At 65.8% G+C, this 26,976-nt stretch carries 31 protein-coding genes; 19 read left to right on the top strand and 12 right to left on the bottom strand.

The features are described from left to right. Nucleotides 1-8 precede the first annotated feature (8 nt). From PV646_RS15285 to PV646_RS15270, 4 genes are all read left to right on the top strand, one after another. Nucleotides 9-779, top strand: a complete 771-nt coding sequence (locus PV646_RS15285) for a S1 family peptidase (protein WP_500342084.1) — start codon at nucleotides 9-11, stop codon at nucleotides 777-779. Between the two features lie 332 nt (nucleotides 780-1,111). Beyond that, nucleotides 1,112-1,468 (top strand): L,D-transpeptidase, encoded by a 357-nt coding sequence (locus PV646_RS15280; RefSeq protein WP_189158321.1) that lies wholly within the window; start codon nucleotides 1,112-1,114, stop codon nucleotides 1,466-1,468. 9 nt (nucleotides 1,469-1,477) lie between these two features. After that, nucleotides 1,478-1,885 (top strand): L,D-transpeptidase, encoded by a 408-nt coding sequence (locus tag PV646_RS15275; RefSeq protein ID WP_500342083.1) that lies wholly within the window; start codon nucleotides 1,478-1,480, stop codon nucleotides 1,883-1,885. Between the two features lie 56 nt (nucleotides 1,886-1,941). After that, on the top strand, nucleotides 1,942-2,352 hold the full coding sequence (locus PV646_RS15270) for a L,D-transpeptidase (protein ID WP_500342082.1): 411 nt from the start codon (nucleotides 1,942-1,944) through the stop codon (nucleotides 2,350-2,352). Between the two features lie 44 nt (nucleotides 2,353-2,396). On the opposite strand, the gene PV646_RS15265 is transcribed toward PV646_RS15270, so the two are convergent. Then, nucleotides 2,397-2,825, bottom strand: a complete 429-nt coding sequence (locus PV646_RS15265; protein ID WP_500342080.1) for a hypothetical protein — start codon at nucleotides 2,823-2,825, stop codon at nucleotides 2,397-2,399. 119 nt (nucleotides 2,826-2,944) lie between these two features. Next, nucleotides 2,945-3,886, bottom strand: coding sequence for a Glu/Leu/Phe/Val dehydrogenase dimerization domain-containing protein (locus PV646_RS15260; RefSeq protein ID WP_500342078.1), 942 nt, complete (start codon nucleotides 3,884-3,886; stop codon nucleotides 2,945-2,947). A 110-nt stretch (nucleotides 3,887-3,996) separates the two neighbouring features. Here PV646_RS15260 and PV646_RS15255 point away from each other — a divergent pair, with 110 nt between their 5' ends. Then, complete coding sequence (locus PV646_RS15255; protein WP_500342076.1) at nucleotides 3,997-4,458, top strand: Lrp/AsnC family transcriptional regulator; 462 nt, start codon at nucleotides 3,997-3,999, stop codon at nucleotides 4,456-4,458. Between the two features lie 18 nt (nucleotides 4,459-4,476). Here the strand turns inward: PV646_RS15255 and PV646_RS15250 are convergent, their stop codons facing one another. Next, entirely contained in the window at nucleotides 4,477-5,445 is a 969-nt protein-coding gene (locus PV646_RS15250; protein WP_500342075.1) for an NAD(P)/FAD-dependent oxidoreductase, read from the bottom strand. A 63-nt stretch (nucleotides 5,446-5,508) separates the two neighbouring features. Here PV646_RS15250 and PV646_RS15245 point away from each other — a divergent pair, with 63 nt between their 5' ends. Continuing rightward, nucleotides 5,509-6,903 (top strand): class II fumarate hydratase, encoded by a 1,395-nt coding sequence (locus PV646_RS15245; protein ID WP_500342073.1) that lies wholly within the window; start codon nucleotides 5,509-5,511, stop codon nucleotides 6,901-6,903. 26 nt (nucleotides 6,904-6,929) lie between these two features. Here the strand turns inward: PV646_RS15245 and PV646_RS15240 are convergent, their stop codons facing one another. Together PV646_RS15240 and PV646_RS15235 are read right to left on the bottom strand one after the other, a co-directional pair. Beyond that, on the bottom strand, nucleotides 6,930-7,580 hold the full coding sequence (locus PV646_RS15240) for a hypothetical protein (protein WP_500342071.1): 651 nt from the start codon (nucleotides 7,578-7,580) through the stop codon (nucleotides 6,930-6,932). A gap of 16 nt (nucleotides 7,581-7,596) precedes the next feature. Further along, nucleotides 7,597-8,031: a hypothetical protein gene (locus PV646_RS15235; RefSeq protein ID WP_500342070.1), complete on the bottom strand. Its 435-nt coding sequence runs from the start codon at nucleotides 8,029-8,031 to the stop codon at nucleotides 7,597-7,599. Nucleotides 8,032-8,522: 491 nt separating this feature from the next. Here PV646_RS15235 and PV646_RS15230 point away from each other — a divergent pair, with 491 nt between their 5' ends. The 3 genes from PV646_RS15230 to PV646_RS15220 all read left to right on the top strand — a co-directional run bounded on the left by PV646_RS15230 (nucleotide 8,523) and on the right by PV646_RS15220 (nucleotide 11,303). After that, nucleotides 8,523-9,917 carry a toll/interleukin-1 receptor domain-containing protein gene (locus tag PV646_RS15230; RefSeq protein ID WP_500342068.1) on the top strand — a complete coding sequence of 465 codons (1,395 nt, stop codon included), beginning with the start codon at nucleotides 8,523-8,525 and terminating at the stop codon, nucleotides 9,915-9,917. 346 nt (nucleotides 9,918-10,263) lie between these two features. Further along, the gene (locus tag PV646_RS15225; RefSeq protein WP_500342066.1) at nucleotides 10,264-10,881 is read left to right on the top strand and encodes a helix-turn-helix domain-containing protein; all 618 of its coding nucleotides are present in this window, start codon (nucleotides 10,264-10,266) and stop codon (nucleotides 10,879-10,881) included. Further along, nucleotides 10,878-11,303 carry a type II toxin-antitoxin system VapC family toxin gene (locus PV646_RS15220; RefSeq protein WP_500342064.1) on the top strand — a complete coding sequence of 142 codons (426 nt, stop codon included), beginning with the start codon at nucleotides 10,878-10,880 and terminating at the stop codon, nucleotides 11,301-11,303. The genes PV646_RS15225 and PV646_RS15220 overlap by 4 nt, the downstream gene beginning before the upstream one ends. Before the next feature lie 7 nt (nucleotides 11,304-11,310). Here the strand turns inward: PV646_RS15220 and PV646_RS15215 are convergent, their stop codons facing one another. Continuing rightward, on the bottom strand, nucleotides 11,311-11,739 hold the full coding sequence (locus PV646_RS15215; RefSeq protein ID WP_500342063.1) for an NUDIX hydrolase: 429 nt from the start codon (nucleotides 11,737-11,739) through the stop codon (nucleotides 11,311-11,313). Nucleotides 11,740-11,811: 72 nt separating this feature from the next. Between PV646_RS15215 and PV646_RS15210 the strand changes: the two genes are divergently transcribed. The 7 genes from PV646_RS15210 to PV646_RS15180 all read left to right on the top strand — a co-directional run bounded on the left by PV646_RS15210 (nucleotide 11,812) and on the right by PV646_RS15180 (nucleotide 18,334). Beyond that, on the top strand, nucleotides 11,812-12,591 hold the full coding sequence (locus PV646_RS15210; protein ID WP_500342061.1) for a GntR family transcriptional regulator: 780 nt from the start codon (nucleotides 11,812-11,814) through the stop codon (nucleotides 12,589-12,591). A 130-nt stretch (nucleotides 12,592-12,721) separates the two neighbouring features. Next, nucleotides 12,722-13,144, top strand: a complete 423-nt coding sequence (locus PV646_RS15205; protein WP_500342059.1) for a hypothetical protein — start codon at nucleotides 12,722-12,724, stop codon at nucleotides 13,142-13,144. Between the two features lie 12 nt (nucleotides 13,145-13,156). After that, on the top strand, nucleotides 13,157-13,405 hold the full coding sequence (locus PV646_RS15200; RefSeq protein ID WP_500342058.1) for an AMED_5909 family protein: 249 nt from the start codon (nucleotides 13,157-13,159) through the stop codon (nucleotides 13,403-13,405). A gap of 338 nt (nucleotides 13,406-13,743) precedes the next feature. Then, nucleotides 13,744-15,222: an FtsK/SpoIIIE domain-containing protein gene (locus tag PV646_RS15195; protein ID WP_500342057.1), complete on the top strand. Its 1,479-nt coding sequence runs from the start codon at nucleotides 13,744-13,746 to the stop codon at nucleotides 15,220-15,222. Between the two features lie 62 nt (nucleotides 15,223-15,284). Then, nucleotides 15,285-16,898, top strand: coding sequence for a replication initiator (locus tag PV646_RS15190; RefSeq protein WP_500342056.1), 1,614 nt, complete (start codon nucleotides 15,285-15,287; stop codon nucleotides 16,896-16,898). Between the two features lie 15 nt (nucleotides 16,899-16,913). Then, on the top strand, nucleotides 16,914-17,096 hold the full coding sequence (locus tag PV646_RS15185; RefSeq protein ID WP_500342054.1) for a helix-turn-helix domain-containing protein: 183 nt from the start codon (nucleotides 16,914-16,916) through the stop codon (nucleotides 17,094-17,096). An 11-nt stretch (nucleotides 17,097-17,107) separates the two neighbouring features. Next, complete coding sequence (locus PV646_RS15180; RefSeq protein ID WP_500342052.1) at nucleotides 17,108-18,334, top strand: tyrosine-type recombinase/integrase; 1,227 nt, start codon at nucleotides 17,108-17,110, stop codon at nucleotides 18,332-18,334. Nucleotides 18,335-18,362: 28 nt separating this feature from the next. Here PV646_RS15180 and trhA read toward each other — a convergent pair whose 3' ends face one another. Next, nucleotides 18,363-19,034 carry a PAQR family membrane homeostasis protein TrhA gene (trhA, locus tag PV646_RS15175; protein ID WP_500342050.1) on the bottom strand — a complete coding sequence of 224 codons (672 nt, stop codon included), beginning with the start codon at nucleotides 19,032-19,034 and terminating at the stop codon, nucleotides 18,363-18,365. 77 nt (nucleotides 19,035-19,111) lie between these two features. Between trhA and PV646_RS15170 the strand changes: the two genes are divergently transcribed. Beyond that, on the top strand, nucleotides 19,112-19,894 hold the full coding sequence (locus tag PV646_RS15170) for an isoprenyl transferase (RefSeq protein ID WP_500342049.1): 783 nt from the start codon (nucleotides 19,112-19,114) through the stop codon (nucleotides 19,892-19,894). 60 nt (nucleotides 19,895-19,954) lie between these two features. Here the strand turns inward: PV646_RS15170 and PV646_RS15165 are convergent, their stop codons facing one another. Both PV646_RS15165 and PV646_RS15160 read right to left on the bottom strand, forming a co-directional pair. Then, nucleotides 19,955-20,224 (bottom strand): hypothetical protein, encoded by a 270-nt coding sequence (locus tag PV646_RS15165; RefSeq protein ID WP_452251314.1) that lies wholly within the window; start codon nucleotides 20,222-20,224, stop codon nucleotides 19,955-19,957. Nucleotides 20,225-20,312: 88 nt separating this feature from the next. Then, nucleotides 20,313-20,576 (bottom strand): hypothetical protein, encoded by a 264-nt coding sequence (locus tag PV646_RS15160; protein WP_355300171.1) that lies wholly within the window; start codon nucleotides 20,574-20,576, stop codon nucleotides 20,313-20,315. Nucleotides 20,577-20,808: 232 nt separating this feature from the next. Here PV646_RS15160 and PV646_RS15155 point away from each other — a divergent pair, with 232 nt between their 5' ends. Beyond that, nucleotides 20,809-22,059 (top strand): hypothetical protein, encoded by a 1,251-nt coding sequence (locus PV646_RS15155; protein ID WP_500342047.1) that lies wholly within the window; start codon nucleotides 20,809-20,811, stop codon nucleotides 22,057-22,059. Nucleotides 22,060-22,447: 388 nt separating this feature from the next. Then, nucleotides 22,448-23,752: an RNA 5'-3' helicase PhoH2 gene (gene phoH2 / locus PV646_RS15150; protein WP_500342406.1), complete on the top strand. Its 1,305-nt coding sequence runs from the start codon at nucleotides 22,448-22,450 to the stop codon at nucleotides 23,750-23,752. Nucleotides 23,753-23,811: 59 nt separating this feature from the next. Here the strand turns inward: phoH2 and PV646_RS15145 are convergent, their stop codons facing one another. The 3 genes from PV646_RS15145 to guaB1 form a co-directional block, all read right to left on the bottom strand. Beyond that, nucleotides 23,812-24,582, bottom strand: a complete 771-nt coding sequence (locus tag PV646_RS15145) for an ABC transporter permease (protein WP_500342045.1) — start codon at nucleotides 24,580-24,582, stop codon at nucleotides 23,812-23,814. Continuing rightward, entirely contained in the window at nucleotides 24,579-25,469 is an 891-nt protein-coding gene (locus PV646_RS15140; protein ID WP_500342043.1) for an ABC transporter ATP-binding protein, read from the bottom strand. The genes PV646_RS15145 and PV646_RS15140 overlap by 4 nt, the downstream gene beginning before the upstream one ends. Nucleotides 25,470-25,536: 67 nt before the next feature. Next, the gene (guaB1, locus tag PV646_RS15135) at nucleotides 25,537-26,976 is read right to left on the bottom strand and encodes a GMP reductase (protein ID WP_500342042.1); all 1,440 of its coding nucleotides are present in this window, start codon (nucleotides 26,974-26,976) and stop codon (nucleotides 25,537-25,539) included.

Genomic DNA, 26,976 nt, shown 5'->3' with positions numbered 1-26,976 from the left:
ACTCAACGATGAGGGCACGTTCGTTGTTCTCCGCAGTCGTCGTGGCCGCGGGCGCCCTGCTCGCCACGGTCACCGCGGCTTCCGCGGCTCCGGCTCCCACCGCTGACGGCGACGTCTCGCCGATGATCGTCGGTGGAACCAACGCCTCGCAGGTCTACCCCTTCATGGTGTCCCTGCAGAGCACCTCTGGCAGCCACTTCTGTGGCGCGTCGCTGGTCAAGGCCAACTGGGTCGTGACGGCGAAGCACTGCGTCCAGGGCTCCTCGGCGTCGTCGATCCGCACCCGGATCGGCACGACGAACCGCACCAGCGGCGGCACCACGACCGGTGCCTCGCGCATCATCCTGCACCCGTCCGCCGACCTGGCGGTCGTGCAGCTCAACACCTCGGTCAGCCAGGCGCCGATCACCATCCCGACGGCGTCCGGCCCGGTCGGCACGGCGACCCGCATCATCGGCTGGGGCCAGACCTGCCCGGTCCGCGGCGCCTGTGGTGCTCCCGTGACCCTGCAGGAGCTCAACACCTCGATCGTCGCTGACAGCCGGTGCTCCGGCATCAGCGGTGTGTCGGAGATCTGCACCAACAACACCGGTGGCAACAAGGGCGCCTGCTACGGCGACTCGGGCGGCCCGCAGGTGAAGTCGGTGGGTGGCCGCTGGGAGCTGATCGGTGCCACGAGCCGCTCCGGTGGCGGCGCGAACTGCGCCGTGGCTCCGTCGATCTACGTGGACGTCTCGTACTACCGCTCCTGGGTCAACACGAACGTGGGCGGCCTGTAATCCGGTAAACGCATTCCGAGGGCCCGTCTCCCATTCGTTATGGGAGGCGGGCCCTCGCCGTTGCAACCTGGGCACTCCTCCCGCCGTCTACTTCGGCAAGGGATGGAACAACCAGGGGGTGCGCGATGAGGATGCTGCTCGTGGCGGTCGCGTTGATGTCGGTGGCGGGGTGCGCGCAGGGGGCCGTGCAGGCCGAGACTCCAGCGGCGCCACCACATTCGTCTTCGGCACCGTCGTCTTCGGCACCGTCGTCAGGAGCGCCGTCGTCGGAAGCGCCGCCTTCCGCGCCCCCGTCTTCGGAAGCTCCTCCCCCGCCGCCGCCTCCGCCCGTCGTGAAGCCGACACCGTGCACCATCAGCGACGGCGCGTGCATCCAGCTCTCCACGAACCAGACCTGGGTCGTCCGGGGCGACAAGATCGTCTACGGCCCGACGCCGATCACGCACGGACGCCGCGGCTTCGAGACGCCGCTGGGCAACTTCCCGGTGCTGCGCAAGGTGAAGGACGAGTGGAGCCGGCCGTACAACGCGCCGATGCCGTGGTCGACGTACTTCACCGAGAGCGGCATCGCGTTCCACGAGGGCTCGCTGACCGATCCGTCCCACGGCTGCATCCACCTCGACCCGCCGTCGGCCCGGTACTACTTCAACAACCTCTCGATTGGCGACACCGTCCAGGTGGTCTCATGATCATCAACCATGAGAACCCTGGCCGTAACGGCCTTGCTGCTGCTTAGTTTCGCGGCACCCGCACAAGCCTCCGGCTGCTCCGTCCACAACGGAGCGTGCGTCCAGAAGCACACGAACCTGGCGTGGCTCGTCACCAACGGCGTGACGAGCTACGGCCCGGTCCGCATCAGCCACGGCAAGCCCGGCTTCGGCACGCCCGTCGGCAACTTCCCCGTGCTGCGCAAGGTGAAGAACGACTGGAGCGTCCCCTACAACGGCCCAATGCCCAACTCGGTCTACTTCACCACCGACGGCATCGCGTTCCACCAGGGCGACCTGAACTCCCAGTCCCACGGCTGCGTCCGGCTCTCCTGGAACGACTCCGAGGTGTTCTTCAACAACCTCTTCCCCGGCGAGCGCGTTCAGGTACTTCCATAAAAAGATGATTGAAGTCACCCCATAGTGGCAACTCCACTACAGAGGGGTGATGAGAGATGCGAGTTCTGATCGCGACGGTGCTCCTGATCCTCGGCTTCGCTGTTCCCGCACAGGCTCAGGCGGGATGCACCGTCTACAACGGAGCGTGCCTGGAGAAGCATTCGAACCAGGCGTGGCTGGTCTTCAACGGCAACACCAGTTACGGACCGGTGACCATCAGCCACGGCAAGCCGGGATACGAGACCCCGGTGGGCACGTTCTCGGTGCTGCGCAAGGTGAAGAACGACTGGAGCGTCCCCTACAACGGCCCGATGCCGAACGCGGTGTACTTCACCACCGACGGCATCGCGTTCCACCAGGGTGACACTGCCGTCCAGTCGCACGGGTGCATCCGGATGTCCATGGATGCGTCGCTCGTGTTCTACGACAACCTGATGGTCGGCGAGCAGGTGCAGGTCCTGCCGTGACCCTCACGGTTGTGATGGCCTGACCGGTGGCACTGGTCAGGCCATCAGCACTGCTCGCGCTTCTTCGCGAAGTCGTCCGCGCCGAGGTAGTCGTCCTCGAACTTGACCTTGCCGTCCTTCAGGCCGTCGAGCGTGAACTCCACGACCGGCGTGCTGCCGTCGTCCCGCTGCACGGACAGCCGGAGTCGCTGATCACCCTTCGGCTGCCGCCAGGCGACCTTCTCCTCGGCGCCCTCGAGCTTCTGGTTGACGGCGAGCTCACGGACCTCGGCCGGCCGCGCGAACCCGATCCGCCAGATCTCCTCGCCATCGGCCTGCACCCACGCGTTCGTGATGCCCGACCCGCCGCACCCGGCGTCCACGAACTGCGGCAACCCGGTCGGCGTGAGCTTCACGGCCCAGGTCCCGCCGGAGGAGCACCCCCCGAGTGCGGTGACCGCGGCCATCACCGCGACCAGCTTCCACCGGGTCATGCCACTCTCCTCAGCCGATCACCGCCCACCGGCACCCATCATCGCGTCCCGTCACCGAGACGCGCGCGGCGGGACCGTTCGGCGACCGGCCCGTGAGCCGTTCGAGTCCCGCCGCCCTCTCACCGACGCGCTCGCAGGAGCCGCTCGACCGTCTTCTCGATACCGTCGACCCTGGTCAGCGCGGTTTCGTGGTCCACCCCGTCGTCCTCCCTGGCCAGCGTGTAGATCACCCCGCCGGCACTGGCGACGTGATCGGGCACCCACACGATGCCGCGTTCCGCCAGCAACGCGGCCACCCCGTCGTCGGTGAGCTGGTTGTTGGCGGGCCCCACGACGAGCCGGGCACCGAGGCTCCGCACGGTCTCCGGACTCAGCACCCCACCCACCGCCGCGGGCACGAGCACGTCCGCCTCGACCCGGTACGCCTCGTCCGGACGCACCCAGCCGAACTCCCCCGTCCGCCTGCTTTCGTCCACATCGGACACCACGACGTCCGCACCGCCGAGCCCCTTCGCGATCAGCTCCCCCACCGACCCGAACCCGCTGATCACCACCTTCCGGCCGGCGAGGTCCGGCGTTCCGAACGTGTGCCGGGCGGCCGCCCTCAACGCGGCCAGCACACCGCGCGCCGTGGGCCCGCTCGACGACCCGGTGCCGCCGTGCTCCTCGGGCAGGCAGTAGGCGTACGGCGTGACTTCCTTGAACACCAGCATGTCGTCCGGCCCCGTGCCGACGTCCGGCCCGGCGCGGTAGGCACCGCAGAACTCGTTGATCAGGTCGGCGTGGTCGAGCAGCACGGCGCGCCGCAGTTCCGGGGTGAGCTCGCGGTCGACCACGATCACGCTCTTGGCTCCACCGTGCGGAATACCGGCAGCCTCACACTTCAGCGTCATCGCCTTGGACAGCCGCAACACGTCCGTGACGGCCTCGGTGATCCGCGCGTACGGCTTCATCCGGCAGCCACCGACCGCCGGCCCCGCCTCGGTCGAGTGCAGGGCGACCATCGTGGTCATCCCCGACCGCTTCCCCGTGCGGACGACGAGCTGTTCGTGTTCCCACATCTGCGTTTCCTCCCGAACTTCGGTCAAGCCTCGACCACGAAGTTAGGGTGGATGACAGGTGCAGGGACGCTTCGCCGAACGTTGTTCGGCAGAACGGCGTGAGGAACGAGATGGATGAACTTGATTCGGCGATCGTGCGCGAACTGCAGCTCGATGCCCGGCAGTCGAACCGCGACATAGCCCGCAAGGTGGGCGTAGCGCCGTCCACGTGCCTGGAACGCACCCGCCTGCTGCGCGAACGGGGCGTGATCCGCGGCTACCACGCCGACATCGCCCCGGCCGCGCTGAACCGGGGCGTGCAGGCGTTGGTGTCGGTGCAGGTCCGCCCGCTGAGCCGCGCCGTGATCGACGCCTTCAAGGCGTACGCCCACGGCCTGCCGGAGGTGACGGCGGTGTTCGTGATGGCGGGCAACGACGACTTCGTCATCCACGTGAGCGCGCAGGACAACGACCGCCTGCACGCGTTCCTGGTCGACGGGCTGAGTCACCGCAAGGAGATCGTCGGCTTCCGCACGTCGATCATCTTCCAGCACCTCGCGAAGCACGACCCGGCGCCGCTGCCGGGGAACTGACAGCCCCCGGCACGCGCGTCAGGTGCCGTCGCTGGAATGCCCTGGGAACAGGTGCGCCGACGGGTTGAGCGCCACCGCGATGTTGTTGACCGCGGTCGCCGCCTCCCCGAACCCGGTGGCGATCAGCTTGACCTTGCCGGGGTACTGCGCGACGTCGCCCGCCGCGTAGACCCTGTCCAGCTTGGTCTTCATCGTGGTGTCGACGAGCACCGCGCGGTGGTCGAGCTCGAGCCCCCACGACTCGATCGGCCCGAGGTCGGCCGTGAACCCGAGCGCGGCCACGACGGTCTGCGCGGGCAACGTCCGCGCGTCACCGCCCTTGACCTTCACGTCCACTTCGGACAGTGGTGCGCCGCGCAACGCCAGCACCTCGGCGTCGGTGATGATCTCGACACCCAGCTCGCGCACCTGCCGCACGGTCGCCGCGTGCGCGCGGAAGTTGGCCCTGCGGTGCACGATCTTCACGCTCGCCGCGATCGGGTGCAGCGCCAGCGCCCAGTCGAACGCCGAGTCGCCACCGCCCACGATCACCACGTGCTGCCCGGCGTGTTCGGCCAGCACCGGCACGAAGTGGACCATGCCACGGCCCAGCCAGCCGTCACCCGCGGGCAGCGGACGCGGGTTGAACTCGCCCATGCCGGCCGTGATCAGCACGGCCTTCGTGTTGATCGTGGAACCGTCCGCCAGCCCGACCCGCAGACCGTCCTCAATGGACTCACAGGTGCGTGCCTGACGACCGAGCAGGTAGGTGGGCTTGAACTGCGCTGCCTGCTCCACCAGTCCGTTGACGAGGTCGCGTCCCCGCACGGCGGGGAACCCGGCCACGTCGAAAATCATCTTCTCCGGATACATCGCCGTGACCTGGCCGCCCGGTTCTGGCAGGGCGTCGACGACGGCGACGTTCATTTCCCGGAAGCCTGCGTAATAAGCGGCGAACAACCCCGTGGGACCAGCTCCCACGACGAGGAGGTCGACGTCACGCTCCATGAGTGGTGCCCTTCTGCCAGTGGTGGGTGGCAGTGCTGTGATCGACCATAGAGACTCGAAGGTATGTCTGAACAGGAGTACCGCGTCGAGCACGACACGATGGGTGAGGTCCGCGTGCCGATCGACGCATTGTGGCGCGCCCAAACACAACGCGCGGTCGAGAACTTCCCGATTTCCGGTCGAGGCCTGGAACGCGCCCAGATCCGAGCACTGGGCCTGCTCAAGGCAGCGGCGGCCAGGGTCAACGCCCAGCTGGGCGTTCTCCCCGACGACATCGCCGGCGCCATCGCCACCGCGGCCGACGAGGTGGCCGCCGGCAAGTGGGACGCCCACTTCCCGGTCGACGTCTTCCAGACGGGTTCCGGCACGTCCTCGAACATGAACGCCAACGAGGTCATCGCCACCCTGGCTACCCGTGCGCTGGGTAGCGACGTGCACCCGAACGACCACGTCAACGCCTCGCAGTCGTCCAACGACACGTTCCCGACGACCCTGCGCGTAGCCGCCACCGAAGCCGTGGTGACCGACGTGATCCCATCCTTGGAACACCTCCAAGGCGTGCTGGAACACCGCGCGAACGAGTGGTCCGACCTGGTCAAGTCCGGCCGCACGCACCTCATGGACGCCGTCCCGATCACGCTGGGCCAGGAAACAGGCGCCTGGGCATCCCAGGTCCGCTACTCGGTAGAACGCCTGCGAGCGTCCATCCCCCGCCTCGCCGAACTGCCGATCGGCGGCACCGCGGTCGGCTCCGGCCTGAACGCACCCGCAGAGTTCGGTGCCCGCGTAGCCGCCGAACTGGCCTCCGCCACAGACCTCCCCTTGGTCGAGGCCCGCGACCACTTCGAGGCCCAGGCCACCCAGGACGGCGTGGTAGAGATCTCGGGCCAGCTCAGGGCCTCGGCCGTAGCGTTGTTCAAGATCGCCAACGACCTCCGCTGGCTGGGCTCGGGCCCCCGCACCGGCCTGGGCGAACTGGCGCTGCCCGACCTCCAGCCAGGCAGCTCGATCATGCCGGGCAAGGTCAACCCGGTGATCTCCGAAGCCACGATGATGGTCGTGGCACAGGTCATCGGCAACGACGCCACAGTCGCGTTCGCCGGCTCGCAGGGCAACTTCCAGCTCAACGTGATGCTGCCGGTAATCGCCCGCAACGTCCTGGAGTCGTCCCGCCTACTAGCCGCCGTAGCCCGCCTCCTGGCGGACAAGGTGCTGGCCGGCACCGAACCGCAGGTAGAGCAGATGAGCGAGTACGCCGAGTCGTCCCCGTCCATCGTCACGCCGCTGAACCGCTACATCGGCTACGAGGAGGCGGCGTCGATCGCGAAGCAGTCGCTGAAGGAGCGCAAGACGATCCGCGAGGTGGTGCTGGAACGCGGCCACGTGCCGGGCAAGCTCACCGAGGAGCAGCTGGACGCGGCACTGGACGTGCTGCACATGGCCCGCGGCGGCCGCTGACGCTCGAGGGTTCCGGTCGCCGTGGTTCAGGCCTCGGCGACCGGAGCCGCCACGTCGTCGGCCAGGAAAGGATGGCGAAGACAGGCGGCTGCCAGCGCCTCGTCGTCGGTCATCCGCGGCACTTGCCACCCGTTGGCCGCCATGTGCGCGAGGAACTCGTCCGGCAACACCACGTGGTACCGACGCAGGTAGTGGACGAGCGTGCCGCTCCAGAACCACACGCCGTCGGTCCACTCACCACGTTCGTTGACGCTGCGACCGTCGATCAGGTCCGTCGCCCAGGCCATCGGGACCATGACCATGCTCCCCTGTTCCAGGTAGCGCAACGCGTCCTGTTCCCAGGGCTGTTCGCCGACGGTCATCGCGGCCCGGACCTCGTCCGCCGACTCGTAGAAGCCGGCTTCCCGCGCGACCACCCCGCCACCGCGGAGCTGGTACGGCGTCACCACGACCTCACCCAACGGGCCCGAGATGGTGACGAGGTCATCCGCCACGGCCACGACCTCACAAGGAACCTCGATGTCGAACGGCAACTCGACATCCAGCCCCAGCCACCCGCGGTGGTCGAACACCGCGGGCTCACCGACCGCGTTCCACACCGCGCCGCGCGCGTCTGCGAGCCGAACCTCCACCAGACCGTCCACCCACCGAACGGCCTGGCACACAACGCGAGTCACGGAGAAGCTCCCCGCACTAGTCACCCGTGACGCCCCACACGACAGTCGTGGTCGGTACGCCGTCAACGAAGAGCGTGGTGAAGTACCCGCTGCCCCGCTCGCAGAACAGTTCGTACGTCTCGTAGACCGAGTCGAACTGCTCTCTTGTCGGCGTGAGGGTGCCGAACTTCTCCAGAACGGTCGACTCGTCCAGCGGACGCATCGCCCATGGCACGTCCTCGGCTCTGTAGTGGACGTCGAAGATGTCGAGCACCGAATGCGTGCACTCCTGCGGAAGCCGCTCGTGCACTCCGTAGAGCTCCTGCAGTTCCTGGACCGACGTCGGCCGTGGCACCTCGGGCTCCGCCCAGTGGTACTTCCCACCGGCGAGCTCGCGTTCATGCAGCGCGTTCAGCACGACGACCGGGTCCGGGTCGTACTCCGCGTAACGGATCCAGCCGGACGCACCCATGTCAGGAGTACATCGCGAGCCAGATGGCGATGTTGTGAACGTCGTCATCTGGTGACCTGCGGGTTGGCGGCTGAAACACGCGTCTACCAGCGAGAACATGTCTCGACAGTTCTCGCTGGTTTTCGTCCTTTCCGGACGTCCGACGGCCTGTAGACGGCCTGGGAGTTGATCAACCATGTCCGGGCGTCACCTCGACACGTCGTCGAACTCGCGGTCACTGATCCCACACAACCGTGTTCGCGCCTCTGGATGTTGTCATCGCGACGCGCAGGGACCGCCGCGTCCTTCATGCCGTCACCAGCAGCGTCCGGCCGCTCCGAGTTCGAGGCCACGCCTCTCAACGGTGAGGTGCCGCATGACAACGCAAGAAGTTGTCGTACTCACGGTGTCCGACCGGCCACCGGAGGCGTGTACAACTGTACAGTTGTGTAAACCCGTACATTGCAGTACAGTCTGAATCTACGCGATGGACCGACCGGAGGTGGTTCAAGATGACAAAGGACGAAGAGTCAGTCTCGTTGTCACCAAGCATTACTGCACTAACTTCAGCGGTACGCGACCTGCATACCCGCAGAGGATCACCAAGTAGTCGAACCTTGGCCTCAACTATTGGCGGAATCAGTCACTCGACCGTCAATGCCGTTCTCAACGGCACCAGATTGCCCACGTGGCCGGTTCTTTCAAAGGTCATCTCCGCGCTTGATGGCGAAGAGGAACAATTTAGAGGCCTGTGGGTGACAGCAAGAGAGTCATCTCAACTTGACGAGGCGGTTGGACGCCCTACAGGCAGTCAAGTCTCAGTCTTCGCTTCTTACGCACGAATCGACGATAAGGCCACATACGGTCGAATCAGCAAGATAGTTGATGACGTCAGAGCCACATATCGTAGCTTCACGGGGAAGGAGATGGGGCTATTCAAGGACACTGAAACTATATCTGCTGGTGAAGACTGGAAAGACCGAATTCGTCTCGGCTTGGCCGACTCGTCAATCTTTCTCGCCTTCGTCTCCCCGGCCTACCTTCGCAGCGTTGCATGTCGCGAGGAGTTGCGCGAGTTCTTCAGTTTTCTGGAGACAAGCTCCAGCACTAAGTTGATCGTACCCCTTCTTTTTGCCGACCCGGACAGGGTAGAGCGACACTTCGCAGGCGACGAGATGTGGCGTGAGCTCCTGAAACTGCACCGAATCGACATTTCGGAACTGCGTGCTATTGATCCAGGCTCCGAAAAATGGATTGTCCGCGTCAATGAGATTGCAGATCGCGTGGACGACGTGCTAACAGAAATGGAAGACTCGCCTCCCACGCCACTGCGCGCTGAAGTTCAGAAAACGATCGAAGAAGCGATAATTTCAGGCCACCTCGAAAAGTTGGCGGAATTTGAGCGCGTAACTCCAGACACCTTGCAGAATCTTGCAACAATCGGAAAAATCTTCGAGCAACTAGGAGAGGAAGCCGTAGCTGCAACTCCCGAGATTCAACACGCAGATACGTTCGGCAAGAAGCTAGCGGTTTCAACTAGATTCGCAGATAAGCTGAGCCCGCTCGCCGACGAACTGGATACTGCTGCAAACGATCTGACCGACGAGATTAGCAAGTGGGACGCGGGAGTAAGGTCAATAATTGAACTCGCTAGAACATCTTCGATGCAAGATGCGGACGGGTACGATAGCTTCATCGAGGCCATCAAAGAAATGATCGACAAGGCAATTCCATCACTTTCACAGGTGGAGGGCCTCTACGATTCCCTCGCGAGCGTAATGGGGCTTTCCGCATACCTAGACAAGCCACTTAAGCGCATGCAGCGATCCATTCTTAAAGTTGCCGAATTGCGGGCGGTATTTAAGGGATGGAAGGAAGAAATCGATATTTTGGAAAGTATGCAATAGATCATTGGCGTGTTGGGGTGATGCTCTTCGCACTGTCCGGAGCACACTCGGTGGCAAGGCGGCGTAGCCGTCGCGGCAGTCGATCGCCGTGCCCCGGCAAGTCAGCTGGCCACCCGCGCGATCGTCCCAGCTGGCGTTGGCTGGTTGCTCGTGGTTCGAGTCCGGCTGTCGGCAGTGCGCTGCCGCGCCGCCTCATGGGCGTGCCGCCGTGGCCGGCGGGCGGAGCGAAGCGGGAGCCCGACGTGCCCGGATGGACACGGACTACGCTCGTCGGCGACTGACCCACGCGCCGCCGACGGCGGCGCCTTGATCCAATAAAGCTGAATTCAGCAGAGACCGTGTGTCCGTGGACAGGCCTACACTTGCAGGCGACACAGGGAGGTACTACATGCCTCGGCGCGCTACCAAGAAAAGCGACAAGGTTGTCGGTCGCGATAAGGTTACTGCCGAGCTACAAAGAAAGTACGAACGTGGGGCGAGCATCAGGGCGATCGCCAAAGAGATGGGCCGCTCCTACGGATACGTCCATCGGGTGCTATCGGAAGCTGGTACCCAGCTGCGCGGGCGAGGCGGAAAACTTCCTGCACCGTCAGGAGTATCAATAAGAGAAAGCCCAAAGAAGTCTAATTCTAAGACGAAGACGAAGACGAAGAAAAAGTCTTCCCGCAGAACTGAGGCCGAGCAGCTACTTGAAGCACTTCCAGACAGGCGGCTTCCCGAATTCGTACGACTCCTCAAGGGATGGCTTGCGCAGGAGTCGACACGACGCTCCGACCTGGGCACCGAGCTCGCCGGATTGCTCGCCGATACTCCTGATGCCGCAACCGACAAGTCCGGCACAGGAAAGACGTTGCCGCGCACATTTCGAACGGTCGGCATTTTCGAGGGTGAAGCAGATCTAAGCTCACGCACACGAGAGATACTTCGCAGCGAACTTCGCGGCGAAGGCGGTGAGATCGCATGATGGTTGTGGACACTTGCGTGATCGTCGCAATGGCCAACAAGAGAGACGATTACCACACACAGTGCGTTGATCTCATGACAAGGTATTCAGGAAGCCTACTGCTCCCAGAGCCACTAGTTACAGAAGTTGGATACATGCTCGGAACCCGAGCAGGCAGTAAGGCGGAGGCTGGTTTTTTGCGCGATGTCGCTGACGGCGCCTACGAGCTCAAGTCGTTTAAGGCCGCTGACTTCAACCGGGTTGCCGACCTCGTAGAAACTTACGCCAATTTGAAACTCGGAACCGCCGATGCCTGCGTAATGGCACTGGCCGAACGGGAGAATGTGCACGATATCGCGACCGTGAACTATCGCGAGTTCATGATCGTCAGGCCATTACATGTGGATCGTTTCAACTTGCTGCCCGACATCTACGCAAGCTGACGGTTTACTACGTCGCCAGAAGGTCAACGCCGTCGTGGGCACGGACTTCGACATCAGACCTGAACGCATCAACTACCCGCACAGCGTAGGCAGGCGCCATCGTTTCACGAACCTCATCAAGTGACATCCAACGCACCTCCGCCGCCTCATCGGTCGCACGACTAGGTTCGTCGAGTGGAGAGCACCGAAATACGAGCGCAACAATGCCGCGTTTCATGTTCTTGTAGACGCCGCTGAGCCGTTCGACGCGAACCGAAATCCCTGTCTCCTCCAGAACTTCTCGACACGCACCTTCCTCGAAGGTCTCCGACATTTCGAGCACTCCACCCGGCGGTTCCCAGCGGCCGTTGTCCCGGCGGCGAATGACAAGAACCTTGCCTTCGTCGTTGACGACGATTCCGGCGACGCTCACCGAATGGCGCGGTGTCTCAGTCATTGCCTGCACTTTCCCTCAGCAGCCGAGTATGAGAAACTGAACTCGTCTAGTCGTCTGTAGGAGTAGGTGACCATGCTCGATCTAGGAACTATAGACAGGTCCAGTGATCGGCCGCCGTACCGCCAGATCGCCGACATCCTGCGCGAGCACATCGACCGTGGACGGCTGACCCCTGGTGAGCAACTCCCTTCCGAGGCGACGCTGATCGATCACTTCGGGGTTGCCCGGATGACGGTCCGCGAAGCGATCAAGGAGCTGAGAACCGAAGGCCTCGTCGTCGCCCAGCACGGCAAGGGCGTCTTCGTGCGGTCCGCTCCCCCGGTCCGTCGGCTTGCCTCCGACCGGTTCGCAAGGAGGCACCGCAAGGAAGGCAAGTCCGCGTTCATCGCCGAGGCTGAAGCGTCCGGCCACGTGCCGAGCGTCGATCAGATCCGCGTGACGAACGAAGTGGCCTCGGCAGAGGTGACTGAACGCCTGAACCTCAAGTCGCGGGAACGTGTCATCGTCCGGTCGAGGCGCTACCTCACTGACGGCCGACCGGTGGAGACGGCCACCTCGTACATCCCCGAGTCGATCGCCAAGGGCACGCCGATCACTGAGGTCAACACAGGTCCCGGCGGCATCTACGGCCGGATCGAAGACGCGGGTCACGAGCTGGCGCGCTTCACAGAAGAGGTGTCAGCGCGCATGCCGACGCCGGCCGAACGCAAGGCGCTGGAGATCGGCGCAGGTATCCCGGTCATGACGTTGGTGCGCACGGCGTACGACACGAACGGTGTCCCGGTCGAGGTGTGCGACACGGTGAAGATCGCGCACTCCTTCGTCCTGGAGTACGACGTCCCGGCACAGTAGATCGCTTGCAAAAGCGAAGAATCGAGAGGACTGATTGAACTCCTCTAGACGACCAGCTAACCTGAACTTGTCTAGAGGACTAGGCGAGCTGAGCCCGAGGCTTCGGGCAACGACAGAAGAGGTGCACAACATGGCTATCCCCGCTGGTCACAGGTTCCCGATCACGTTCGACGAGTTGTTTCCGCAGGGCTTCTACGTCATCTCGGTGGACCGGGCGAACGACTACGTGGAGGGCGGCAAGAGCAAGCCCGCCGTCTGCAAGTTGACGGGTCGTCCGGTGTGGACGGTGCAGGGGACCGACCCATCCGCGAAGGGCAAGAACACCGGTCAGGTCGTGAAGATCGCGGCCGACTACCAGCCGGTTCCGCCGGAGACGTTGGCGGGCACGCCGTTTCGCCCGGCGATGTTCCACGGGCTGAAGGTCACGCCTTACGTGCGGGACGGCTGGGTCAGCTACACGGTCTGGGCCGAAGAGATGGTGTCGCCGCAGGCTGTGGGCCGCAACAGCAAGCCTGCCGCCCAGAAGCCCGACTCGTCGTCTGCTGCGGCGTAAGGGAGAGCTGTGATGTCTGTGGCCGAACAGAACGTGACCTGGGCAAGGGTCGAACAGGTGCAGTCGTTGAGCGAGGCGCACGACCTGTTGCCTCGGTTGATGCCGCGCAAGAACCCCGCACCCGCCGAACTGCGGCGGTTTCACGAGAAGAGCGCGGCGGTCTACCGGCGAGTGGCCGAACTGGACCGGGGCCACCACCACGAAGCCCTGTACTGGGCTGACCGCGAAGCACGGTTGGCGCGAGAGCTGAACGGGGCCTGATTCAAGGCCGCTCGACAACCGAATACCTGTTGGTGTGTCACACGGGAAGCAGTCGAAAGTCTTGGCGGGCCTCGACTGCTTCCCGGTGACGTACCGACTCGATCTGCCATGCATTCGTTGGGACACAAGGAGATTCGAGTCATGCAGAGCGTATCGCCACACGCATGTACCGCGTCAAGCGGGACCGATCGACCGTCCGGGTGGAAGCTGCCGAATGGCCGGCGTTGCCAGGTGTGCCACCGGTTCGGGATCTACGCGCCCGGCCAGATCAAGTGCTGTGCCTGCCTCGGCTGGCTGCCGCTCATCTTCGTCATCGTCGTGAACGGCGGTGAAGCGTGATGTCAGGGAACAGGTGGGTTGACCCGGCTCCGTTCGAGGGTGTCCGGCCGCGTCTGCCGTGGTGGTTCTTCCTGCCCCGGTGGGTCAAGGTCGTGTCACTGCCGTTCGCCTTGGCGTTCCTCGTGATCTGGCTCGCCGTACGGCTTCTGGTCCTGGCCGCCCACTATCCGGTGGCCGTCCTCGTCAGCGTCACGCTCTACCTGGTTCACGTCCACTGCGGACTGTGGGGCTTGGTGATCGTCGTACTGACCGTCGTCGGCGGGCTGGTGATCTGGGCCGGACTTCACCGCCCGTCGTTCGTGCGGCACGCATGGCTTCGGTTCCTGACGGAGTGGCGGCGGGCAACGGTCTACGTACCGCACTGGCGCACAGTGACACGGCTTGCCGAACTCACGAAAGACAGGCGCGGCAAGGAGTACCGCCCGAAGCTGCGCCGCGTGCGCTCGGAAGGCTGGCGAGACCGGGTTCTCGTCCGGATGATCCCCGCGCAGTCTCCAGAGCAGTGGGAAGCCCGCCGAGACAACCTGGCCCACTCGTTCAACGCGAAGTCGTGCCGGGTCCGCGTGCTGAAGCCTCGGGTGCTCGAACTCGACTTCATCCACTCGGACCCGCTTGCCCGGCCGCTCCCGGTGCCCGCGCTGTCGTCGGACGCGGTGGCCACGAACCTCAAGGGCGTCGTCGTGGGCAAGACGGAGACCGGCCGGCCGTGGCTGCTTCGCCTGCTCGGCTCACAGCTCCTCGTTGTTGGCGTTCCTGGAGCGGGCAAGGGCTCGGTGCTGTGGTCGATCGTGTGGCAGCTCGCCCCGGCCATCCGTGCGGGACTCGTGCGCCTGGTCGGCATCGATCCCAAGGGCGGAATGGAGCTCGGCCAGTGCCCGGAAGCCTTCGCCAAGGTCGTCTACGACAACGGGCCTGACGCGGTCACGCTCCTGGAGGAGATCGCCGCAGAGGTCAAAGAACGAGCCTCGCGATACAGGGGCATCAGGCGTCTGTGGGCACGCTCGACGGGTGAGCCGTTCACGGTGCTGATCGTGGACGAACTGGCCGACGTCATCGCCTACCAGACGGACAAGAACCTGCGCGAGCGTGCGACTCGGGCGGTCCAGACGATCACCTCGCAGGGACGCGCTCCCGGCTTCGCGGTCGTCGCGCTCGTCCAGGACCCGCGCAAGGAGATCGTCGGCTTCCGGCACCTGTTCACCACGCGCGTTGCGCTGCGGCTGGACGAACCCGTGCAGGTCGACATGGTCCTGGGTGATGGCGTCCGTCAGCGCGGTGCGGCGGCTCACGAGATCAGCGAGAACACGCCCGGCGTCGCCTGGATCAAGCAGGACGGCCGCAGGGAACCGGAACGTGCTCGGGCCTTCCACGTCACGGATGCGGACCTGGTCGAGCTTGCCCGGTTCTTCACCGCTGGCAACGCGACCGTGCACGAGTTGACCGGACGTCCTGACAGCCCAGAAGGGATGGCGGCATGACCGAGGAGTCCACACAGGACATCGCTGGCGTGGTTCCTGCTGTGCCCCTTGATGTTGCGGGAATGACCTCGGCGGAACGGGCACGGCTGCCGCTCACGCTGGACGTGATCAAGGCGGCGGCTGAGCAGCACGGCGTGTGCACCCGGCCAGTCATGCGCGAAGTTGTCGACCTCGATACCGGAGAGGTCCGCATCGTTGCGGTCCGCTGCAACTCGACTCAGGCCAGCAAGTGCCCGGCCTGCGCGGACCGCAACCGCCGTTCCCGCATGGCCCAGTGCCGCGAAGGATGGCACCTCGACCACGAACCCATCGCCGAACGCGAAGCACCCACGACCGATCAGGTCGCGCTGGTCACCTACCGTTCGGACCTGACGGCGGAGTACCGCAAGGCAGAGGTTGAGGGCGCGGTTGATCAGGTCGATGACCTGCGCGAGGCCATCCGTGAGGCGGACGCTGACCTGCGTGGGGAGGGAGTCCGCGGGAACCTTCCCGCCGTGGAACAGCCGGCCAGAACTGCGCCGATTCGGTCCACGCGTCGACGTCAGGACGCGCCGAACCTTCCCCGGCGCAAAGTCGACAAGCGCACGGTCGGCAGGGAGTTCGCGGGCAAGTACCGCCCGTCCACGTTCATCACGCTCACCCTCGACACCTACGGCAAAGTGCGCAGTGACGGCACGCCCGTCAACCCGGACACGTACGACTACCGACGCGCTGCGAGAGACGCGGTGCACTTCGCGTCGCTGGTTGACCGGTGGTGGCAGAACCTCCGCCGAGTTGTCGGCTTCGACGCGCAGTACTTCGGCACGGTCGAGCCACAGAAGCGGATCACCCCTCACGCGCACTTCGCTGTCCGGGGCTCGATCCCGCACCAGGTCGTCCGGGACGTCACGGCGGCCACCTATCTCCAGGTGTGGTGGCCCAACCACGATGAGATCAAGTACAGCGGCACGCGGATGCCTGTGTGGGACATGCGCACCAAGGGCTTCGTGGACCCAGGCACCAACCTGCCGCTGGCCTCGTGGGCGGACGCGGTGGCAGACCTGGACGTCCCGGCGCACGTGGCGGAGTTCGGGCCTCAGGTGCATTCCAAGGGCATCCTGGGCGGCTCCGAGGAAGCCGGGCGGCACGTCGGGTACCTGACCAAGTACCTCGTGAAGTCCATCGCTGAGGTCGTGGAGGTGGACGCCTCGGCTCGGGTCTCCGACCACGCTGACCGCCTGGCCGCCGAGCTGGCCATCACGCCGTGCTCGGACCGGTGCGCGATCTGGCTGATCTACGGCGTGCAGCCCAAGGGCACGAACTCGCGGATGACTCCGGGTCGCTGCCGCTCCAAGGCTCACCGCAGGGAAACCCTCGGTCTGCCCGGCCGGCGTGTGCTCGTGTCGCGGCGTTGGTCGGGGAAGACCCTCGCCGAACACAAGTCCGACCGCGCGGCATTCGTGAAGGAAGCGCTGGCAGCTGCGGGCATCCGCAAGGAAGAGACCGACCGGACACGGTTGATGTGGTCTCCCGTCCGTGCTGGTGATCCACACGTCCCCGGACGCGCCGAGCTGCTCATGCAGATGATCGCGCAACGCCTCAAGTGGCGAGCCGAGTACGACCAGGCGCAAGCCGTCCTCGCCACCCTGCCCCGGCCGTCGCCGGATGTTTCAGCAACTTCAGCGATAGCGGCCTGATCCGGGGGGATCTGCATGTCGGACGTCGAACCGTTGTGGGGTGTGGAAGAGGTCTCGGCCTTCCTGAGGGTGCCGGTCAAGACCCTCTACCAGTGGAAATGGCGGCGCTACGGCCCGCCTGTGCGCAAGGTCGGCAAGCACCTGCGCTACGTGCCCGCACAGGTACGCCTGTGGGTTGAAGAAGATCAAGCAGCGTAGGGAGAGCAGCGATGGGCCACGTCCAGGACCGTTGGTGGAAAGAGGTCAAAGACCCGGAGACCAAGGTGGTCACGCGGGTCAAGACCGACCTGTACGGCAAGGGCCTGCGGTACAAGGTGCGCTACTTCGACCCCCAAGGGGACGAGAAGAGCAAGAGCTTTCCGGACCGTCAGAAGAAGCGCGCAGAGGACTTCCTGCTTGAGGTCGAGTCAGACAAGCGGGAAGGCAAGTACGTCGACCCAAAAGCCGGTGAGATCAAGTTCGCGACGTACGTCGAAACGTGGTTCGGCGGACAGTCCCAAGACGCTGCGACACAGGAGAACCTGCGCTACCAGGTGAACAAGCGCCTGGTGCCGCACTTCGGCAAGAGCAGCATGAAGAGCATCGACATTCCGATGGTGCGCGGCTGGATCACCGGCATGAGCGAGGCCGGCCTCTCGCTCACCTATCAGCAACTTCTGTTCGACCGGCTCTCGTCCATCCTGAACGCGGCGGTGGAGGAGAAGCTCATCCACGCCAACGCGTGCAAGGCACGGAGTGTGCAACGACCGTCACCGCCTGAACGGCGGATCAAGCCGTGGCCGGAGAAGCGGCTGCACTCGATCCGGCTCGCGCTGCCTGCGCGCTACAAGCCCGCTCCCGTGCTCGGTGCCGGGGCGGGAATGCGGCAGGGAGAGGTCTTCGGCTTCTCCCCCGACGACATCGACCGGGACGCCGCTGAGCTCCACATCGTGCGCCAGGTGCGGATCGTGAAGAACACGCTCGTGTGGGCTCCGCCCAAGAGCAAGAAGGAACGCAGCGTCCCGGCCGGTGACGGCGTCCTGGACGAGTTGGACGACTACATGGAGGAGTTCCCTCCCGTCGCGGTCACGCTGCCCTGGGAGAAGCCAGACGGGAAGCTTGTGACGGTCCGGCTACTGATGACCACGCCGGACGGGAACGCCTGCCGACGACAGAAGTTCAACATGGGCGTGTGGCGTCCCACGTTCGCGCGTGCGGGCCTCGTGTACGTCAACCAGGACGACGGCATGCATGCCCTGCGGCACCTCTACGCGTCCTCCCAGCTGGAGAACGGCGTCTCGGTCAAGGCGCTGAGCATCAACCTCGGACACCACGATCCGGGCTTCACGCTGCGCGTCTACACGCACCTGATGCCGTCGAGCGGCGACAAGAGCAGGAAGGCCGCCAACGCGCTCTTCAAGCCGAAGAAGCGGGCTGACGACCTGGAGACGGCCTGACAAGATCAGGAAGCCACAAAAAGCCAGGTCAGGAGTACATCGCGAGCCAGATGGCGATGTAGTGGCAGATCGCCGCCACCACAGTCGCGGCGTGGAAGAACTCGTGATACCCGAACACCTGCGGCCAGGGATTGGGCCACCGAGTCGCGTAGAACACGGCCCCAACGGTGTAAAGCGCCCCACCCACCAGCAGCAACACCAGAGCAGCAACCCCGGCGTGGTGCAACAGCTCGGGGAGCACGAACACCGCCACCCACCCGAGCGCGATGTAGATCGGCACCCCGAGCCACCGCGGCGCGTGCGGCCAGGCCAGCTTCAGCGTCACGCCGAGCAGAGCCCCGATCCACACGACCCACAACACCGTGGAACCGGTGTCGGGATCCATGGCCAGCAGCGCGAACGGGGTGTAGGTGCCCGCGATGAACACGAAGATCATCGAGTGGTCCATGCGCTTCATCCACGTGCGGACGCGGTCGGATTCCCACGTCACGCGGTGGTACAGCGCCGAGACGCCGAAGAGGCCTAGCACCGTCAGGCCGTAGACGGAGGTCGCCAGGGCAGCGCGGCCGGACACTGTGGACGCCGCCAGAGCGATGAGTGTCGCGCCTGTCGCCACCGAGGCTATGAACGACCAGAAGTGCAGCCATCCACGCAGGCGCGGCCGCAGTCCGGGCTGAGGAGGATTGGTCGCTGTCGTCACAGGACCCTAGGTTACGCGACCGTAGGTTTCCTACCGCGGCTCAGTGATGAACGTTGCACGGCGTACGCTGTTCGGACGTGGCACTCCGCACCCGTGTGAAAGACGTCGCTATCCACCTCTACGAGTGGATTCTCCGCCGCGAACTGAGCACGACGTCACAAGGTCCCAAGCACGTGGGCGTGGTCCTCGACGGCAACCGCAGGTGGGCCCGGGAAGCCGGTTTCACCGATGTCGCGCATGGTCACCGGGCCGGTGCGCGCAAGATTCTCGAGCTGCTCGAGTGGTGTGGTGACGCCGATGTCGAGGTCGTCACCCTCTGGATGCTGAGCACCGACAACCTCAACCGCGACAACGACGAGCTGGCGCCGTTGCTCGACATCATCTCGGACATCACCGACGAGCTGGCCGGCGACGGCAAGCCGTGGCGGGTCCGGCACGTCGGGGCCATCGACATGCTGCCCAAGGAGCACGCCGAGCGCCTCACGAACGCCGCCGCGCGCACCAAGAGCCGCACGGGCATCCAGGTCAACGTCGCCGTCGCGTACGGAGGGCGGCAGGAGATCGCGGACGCCGTCCGGAAGTTGTTGCAGGCGCACGCCGAGCGCGGCGGCACCATCGAGGAGCTCGCCGAGGTGCTCGACGTCGACCACATCGCGGAGCACCTCTACACGTCCGGGCAGCCCGACCCCGACCTGATCATCCGCACGTCCGGTGAGCAGCGGCTTTCCGGCTTCATGCTCTGGCAGTCGGCGCACTCGGAGTTCTGGTTCTGCGAGGCCTACTGGCCCGGCTTCCGGCGCACCGACTTCCTGCGCGCCATGCGCGAGTACGCCAAGCGGCACCGCAGGTACGGCAACTGAGACAGCAGAAGGGGCGCCCACCGCGAAGGTGGGCGCCCCTTCTCAGAGCAAGAGCAGCGATCAGCCGTGGTAGTGGCCGAAGTCGTCGCCGTCCTCGATGCCGCCGGCGGCGCAGGTCTCGGTGATGGAGGGCGAGTTCACCGGAACCGCCGCGCCGAGCACACCGACGTTGTTGCCACACGCACCGACAACACCGTTCAGGTTGTTGGCGTTGCCGACGATCAGCAGCGGCTCGTTGACCCAGTGGTGGCCGGGAGCGGCCATCGCCGGCGAACCGACGACGACGAACGCAGCAGCGACACCGAGAGCGGCAGCAGCCTTCTTCAGCACGATTTATCTCCTCATGAAGGTTTAAACGGGGAAAACGCGTCTGGGGGCGCCAGAAATGACGCCCCCAGACGTAGAGCTAAAAGGGAGATCAGCCCTCGTCGACGATGCCGCCGGCGGCGCAGGTCTCGGTGATCGACGGCGAGTTGATCGGCACAGCGCCACCCAGCACGCCGACGTTGTTGCCGCAGGCGCCGATGGTGCCGTTGAGGTTGTTGCCGTTCAGCAGAACCAGCAGGGGGCCGTTCTTCCAGTGGTGTCCACCGTGACCGTGGCCCTCGCCGGCCATGGCGGCCGGGGCGAACGCGAGCGACAGCGCGGCTGCAGCGGCAACCACGGCACAAGCCTTCTTCATGTGATTCTCCTTCATGTCGGGTGGTTATCCCCGTCATTTCCGGAGTCTTCGGGGATCTCCGGAGCGGTGGGGTCTCCGGGCGGAAACGCTATAGGCATTGATCGCAATCGGCCGCACGAGTGACACCATTGTGTGACGACATGATCAACAACATTCCCCGATCAGGTGGTCGTCGATTCACGATTCGGTCGCGAGTAAGCCGCTGTGGTAGACGCCCTAAGCTCTCCGACTCATGGACGCCAACGAGCTCGTGCGCGGGTACCTGGTGCTGGGGCTGCGGCTCGGGCGCCTCGTGCCGGGGTTCGTCGACTCGTTCACCGGCGACCCTGCGCTGAGCCGCGCCGTCGACAACGAACCGCGCCTGCACCCCAGGGGGCTGGGCGAACAGGCGCGGCTGCTGCGCCGGGAGCTGCCGGGCTGCGACCTCACCGAGCAGCGCAAACAGTTCCTCGACGCGCACCTGCGAGCCCTCGACTGCACCGCGCGCAAGCTCGACGGCGAGCGCATCTCGTTCGTCGACGAGGTCGAGCAGTACTTCCAGGTCCGGATCCGTCCCGGTGACGAGGACTCGTACGCGCAGGCCCACCGCAGGCTCGACACGGCGCTCGAAGGGCCTGGATCGCTCGCCGAGCGCCTCATGGACCACCGCACGGCCGACGAGGTGCCCCGGCGCAGGCTCCAGGGCGCCGTGCACGCCGTGTCGAGCGCGTTGAGGGACCGGGTGCGCCAGAAGTACGCGCTGCCCGAGCAGGAGATCGTGGAGTACCAGGTCGTCACGAACAAGCCGTGGAGCGGCTTCAACTACTACCTGGGCGGCTACCGCAGCCGGGTCGCGATCAACGCCGACATGGGTCACCGCATGTCGAACCTGCCGCACCTGGTCGCGCACGAGTCCTATCCGGGTCACCACACCGAGCACTGCCGCAAGGAGTCGGGCCTGGTCACCAAGCGCGGCCACGCGGAGCAGTCGATCTTCCTGATCAACACGCCGCAGTGCCTGATGGCCGAGGGCATGGCGGACCTCGGCCTGCACGCCGCGGTCGGGCCGGGCTGGGGCGTGTGGACGGAGCAGATCTTCGCGGACCTCGGGTTGCGAATGGACGGCGAACTGTCCGAAAAGGTCGAGTCGGCGGCGTCGGGCCTGCTCACGGTGCGGCAGGACGCCGCCCTGCTGCTACACGATCGGGGTGCGGATCAGGATGACGTGGTTGCGCATCTGCGCAGGTGGCTGCTAGTCCCCGACCGCCGCGCACGGCAGATGGTCCGCTTTTTGGCCGATCCGCTGTGGCGCGCGTACACCACGACATACGTCGAAGGGGTGCGTCTCGTACGGGCCTGGCTCGATGTCCGCGCACCCGGCGAAACGCTCGACTCCCGCTATCTGAGACTTCTCGACGAGCCCCTCGTGCCGAAATCACTCGAATCCCAGGTCAGGGACGGCTTGTCGTGGCTCGCGCGCAACACCCACGAGAACAGCATGTGACCTGCGGAAACACGAGAGCGGTCACGTTTCGGGTTGTTGTCGGGAAGATGACGAATTCGGATTCACCTGTGTGGCTTCGTGCAGATGGGGCACTTCCACAGGTAACTTCGAAAGCGGCGGGACGCGACCACTGCGGACCGCGCAGGGAGGCTCTGATCGTGGCAGAAAAAGTCGCGAGGGGGCCGGCACCCGGCCCTCGTGGTCGACCTGCCTGACGCCACACCGGCGGACGGCGGGACGATCGATCAGGGTGGTGCCTGGCCCAGCGAGGAGCGGACGCGGGTGCCGCGTTCGTGAGGGAGTTGCCGTGAACGCACGACGTCCCGCGAGCCGTACCTCAGGCTCATCGCGCAGTTCTTCCTCCCGGCGCAAGTCCGCCGCACCGGCCATCACGACATATGTGCTGGACACGTCGGTACTGCTGTCCGATCCTCTCGCCGCCACCCGTTTCGCGGAGCACGAGGTCGTGCTCCCGCTCGTGGTGATCAGCGAGCTGGAGGGCAAGCGCCACCACCCCGAACTGGGCTGGTTCGCGAGGGAGGCACTGCGCCTCCTCGACGACCTGCGCTTGCGGCATGGTCGCCTCGATTCGCCCATCCCCATCGGGGATGTGGGAGGCACCTTGCACGTCGAGCTCAACCACTCCGACCCGGAGGTGTTGCCATCAGGTTTCCGAACGGACTCCAACGACGCCCGAATCCTCGCCTGCTCCCTCAACCTCGCTGCTGAGGGGCGCAACGTCACCCTGGTGACGAAGGACATGCCGCTGCGGGTCAAGGCCGGATCGGTCGGCCTGCCGGCGGAGGAGTACCGGGCACACGACGTCACCCTCTCAGGCTGGACCGGGATGTCCGACATGGACGTTCCGCAGTCCCTGGTGGACAGCCTGTTCAAGGAGAACGTCGTCGACCCCACCCAGTACGAGGACCTGGAGCACCTCGCGGAACTGCCCTGCCACACCGGAATCCGGTTGCTGGCGGGCACCTCGAGCGCTCTGGGCCGGGTGACCGCGGACAAGCAGATCAAGCTGGTGCGCGGAGATCGGGAGGCGTTCGGACTGCACGGGAGGTCCGCCGAACAGCGGATCGCCCTGGATCTGCTGCTGGACTCGGAGGTCGGCATCGTCTCGCTGGGCGGACGGGCCGGCACCGGCAAATCGGCACTGGCGCTGTGCGCCGGTCTCGAAGCGGTGATGGAACGCAGGCAGCACCGCAAGGTCGTGGTCTTCCGGCCGTTGTACGCGGTCGGTGGCCAGGAGCTCGGCTACCTGCCGGGCAGCGAGAACGAGAAGATGGGGCCGTGGGCGCAGGCGGTGTTCGACACCCTCGGCGCGCTGGTGAGCCAGGCGGTCGTGGAAGAGGTGATGGACCGCGGGATGCTCGAGGTCCTGCCCCTCACCCACATCCGCGGCCGCTCGCTGCACGACTCCTTCGTGATCGTGGACGAGGCGCAGTCGTTGGAGCGCAACGTGTTGCTGACCGTGCTGTCGCGTCTGGGCAGCAACTCGCGGGTGGTGCTGACGCACGACGTGGCGCAGCGCGACAACCTGCGGGTCGGCCGGCACGACGGCGTGGCGGCGGTGATCGAGAAGCTGAAGGGCCACCCGCTCTTCGCTCACGTCACCCTGACGCGCTCGGAGCGTTCGCCGATCGCGGCCCTCGTCACCGAGATGCTGGAGGACTACGCCTCGTAGCAGTGTCGTGACAAGGAGAACGGCCCCGCGCTTTCGTTGCGCGGGGCCGTTCTTCTCGCTCAGTCCAGGGCGCGTTTCATGAAGCCCCGCAGACCGAGGCCGCCGAAGCCCGCGATCGCGACGACGAGCACGAGCAGCACGATCGGCAACGGCATGTGCGGCACGTCCGGCACGAGCTCGGCACGCATGCCCTCGCTCACGTACGTCAGCGGGTTGAGCGCGCAGACCACCTTGAACCACAGCAGGTCGTCGCTCAGCGACCGCCACGGGAACTGGGCGGACCCCGTGAACAGGATCGGGGTGAGGATCACCGCGAACATCACGTTGACCCGGCGCGCGGGCACCGAGGTGCCGATGACCAGGCCGACGCTGCCCCCGGCGAGGCACCCGAGCACGATGACCAGCAGGGCGCCGGGAATCCCCGACCACGCCCACGACACGTCGAGCATCACGAACCCGACGGGCACCATCAGGACCGCCGCGAAGAACCCGCGGATCGCGCCGAACACGATCTTCTCGACGGCGACGAGCGGGATGGAGATCGGCGCGAGCAGCCGGTCCTCGATCTCCCGCGTCCACGAGAAGTCCAGCACCAGCGGCAGCGTCGTGTTCTGCAACGCGCCCAGGAACCCGTTCATCGCGATGATGCCCGGTAACAGCACCTGCGCGAAGTCGCCCTGGACGTACCCGATGTCCCCCAGCACCTTCGCGAAGATGAACAGGATGAAGAACGGCTGGATGATCACCTGCGCGAGGAAGCTCGGCAGCTCGCGGCCCGTGACGAAGACGTCGCGCCACAGGATCGCCTGGAACGTCCTGAGTTGGCTCACCGAAGCTCCCTGCCGGTCAGGTGGATGAAGACGTCTTCCAGGCTGGGCTTGCCGATCGCGACGTCGCTGACGCTGACGTCGAGGTCCCGCAGCACGTTCAGCACCGCGGGCAGCGTGATCGAGGTGTCGGCGTCGGTGTAGACGCGGAACATGCCACCGACCTCCTCGACGCGCTGCGCTCCGTCCACTTCGGACAGGACCTGGGTGATCTTGGTGGCGTCGTGGCCGTTCGGGATGACCGTGACGCTGACCGTGTTGCTGCCGGGCAGGGTCTTCGTGAGCTCGTCCGGGGTGTCGAGCGTGAGCAGCTTGCCGTGGTCGACGATGCCGACGCGGTCGCACAGCTTGGTGGCCTCGTCCATGTCGTGCGTGGTGAGCACGACTGTGACGCCCTCGGCGTGCAGTGCGGCGACGCGTTCGTGGACGAAGAGCCGGGCCTGCGGGTCGAGACCGGTGCTCGGTTCGTCGAGGAACAGCACCTTCGGCCGGTGCATGAGCGCTCGAGCGATCATCAGCCGTTGCGCCTGACCACCGGACAACGTGTCGACGAGCGCGTTCCGGTGGTCCTTCAGACCCATCCGCTCGAGGATGTCGTCGGCGAGCGCCTGGCGTTCCTTCGGGCCGATGCCGTGGTAGGCCGCGTGGAACAGCAGGTTCTGGCGCGCGTTGAGCGACCGGTCGAGGTTGTTGCGCTGCGGCACGACCGCGAGCAGTTGCCGCGCGCGCTTCGAGTCGGCGACCACGTCGACGCCCTCCACGAGCGCCTGCCCCGCGGTGGGGCGGACGCGCGTGGTGAGGACACCGACCGTGGTCGTCTTGCCCGCGCCGTTGGGCCCGAGCAACCCGAAGACCTCCCCGCGGCGGACGTCGAAACTCAGTCCGTCCACCGCAGGTTTTTGTCCCGTTTTATAGACTTTGCGGAGATCTCTTACCGAGACCGCTTCGTCCACTTTTTCACCATCCCCCTGGCAACGGCCTTCCTTCCGCGAATCCAGCGGCGGACTGGATGCCGAGCACAGCCTTGTCGTGGAATTCCTCCAGCGAGTTCGCGCCTGCATACGTGCAGGCCGAGCGAACGCCGGAGGTTATCGCATCGAGCAGGTCCTCCACGCTCGGGCGAACCGGGTCCAGCTTCATCTTCGAAGTGGAGATGCCCTCTTCGAACAGGCCCTTCTTGGCCCGCTCGAACGCGTTGTCACCGCGGGTCCGCGCCGTCACCGCGCGCTTCGACGCCATTCCGAAGGATTCTTTGTAGAGGTTTCCGCGCTCGTCGCGCTGCAGGTCCCCCGGCGACTCGTACGTCCCCGCGAACCAGCTGCCGACCATCACGCTGCTGGCCCCGGCTGCCAGCGCCAGCGCCACGTCGCGCGGGTGCCGCACGCCCCCGTCGGCCCACACGTGCTTGCCGAGCCTGCGCGCCTCGGCCGAGCACTCGGCGACAGCGCTGAACTGCGGCCGCCCCACGCCGGTCATCATCCGCGTGGTGCACATCGCGCCGGGCCCGACACCGACCTTGATGATGTCCGCGCCGGCCTCGACCAGGTCCCGCACGCCTTCGGCGGTGACGACGTTGCCCGCCGCCACCGGCACGCTCGGGTTCGCCTCCTTCACAGCCCGCAGCGCCGCGATCATCTTCTCCTGGTGCCCGTGCGCCGTGTCCACGACCAGCACGTCGACCCCGGCCTTGATCAGCGCCTCGGCCTTGGCCCGCACGTCCCCGTTGACCCCGACGGCCGCCGCGACCCGCAGCTTCCCGTCGCCGTCCGTCGCGGGGTCGTAGACCTCGGCCCGCAGCGCCGTCAGCTCGGTCAGCACACCGCGAAGCCGCAGTGATTCATCCACGCCCAACGCGATCTTGTGCGCGCTGTGGTGGAGCTCGTCGAACACGTCCTGCGGCCGCGAGTCGAGCGACAGCTTGAGCACGTCGGTGTTCATGACGTCGCCGAGCCGCGCGAACCGGTCGACCCCGGTGAGCGCGGCCTCGTCGACGACACCGAGCGGCCGCCCACCGTCGTCCACGACGACCACGGCCCCGTGCGCCCGCTTGTGCAGGAGGTTCCACGCGTCCGCCACCGCGTCACCCGTGGTGAGCGTCAACGGCGTGTCCCACACGGGATGCCGTTCCTTGATCCACGCGATGATCTCCGCGACGGCCTCCGTGGGCACGTCCTGCGGGATGACGACGAGCCCGCCGCGCCGCGCGATGGTCTCCGCCATCCGCCGCCCGGCCACCGCCGTCATGTTCGCGACGACGATCGGGATCGTGGCCCCGGTCCCGTCCGAAGTGGAGAGGTCGACGCCGAACCGGGACTCCACGGCGCTACGGCCGGGAACGAGGAAGACGTCGTCGTAGGTCAGGTCGTAAGAGGGTCGATGCCCTTCGATGAACCGCAC

This window comes from Streptomyces sp. ID05-26A (assembly GCF_033794685.1).
Taxonomy (GTDB): domain Bacteria; phylum Actinomycetota; class Actinomycetes; order Mycobacteriales; family Pseudonocardiaceae; genus Lentzea.
The sequence above is the reverse complement of the archived record's forward strand: the minus strand, read 5'-3'. Positions and strand labels throughout refer to the sequence as shown.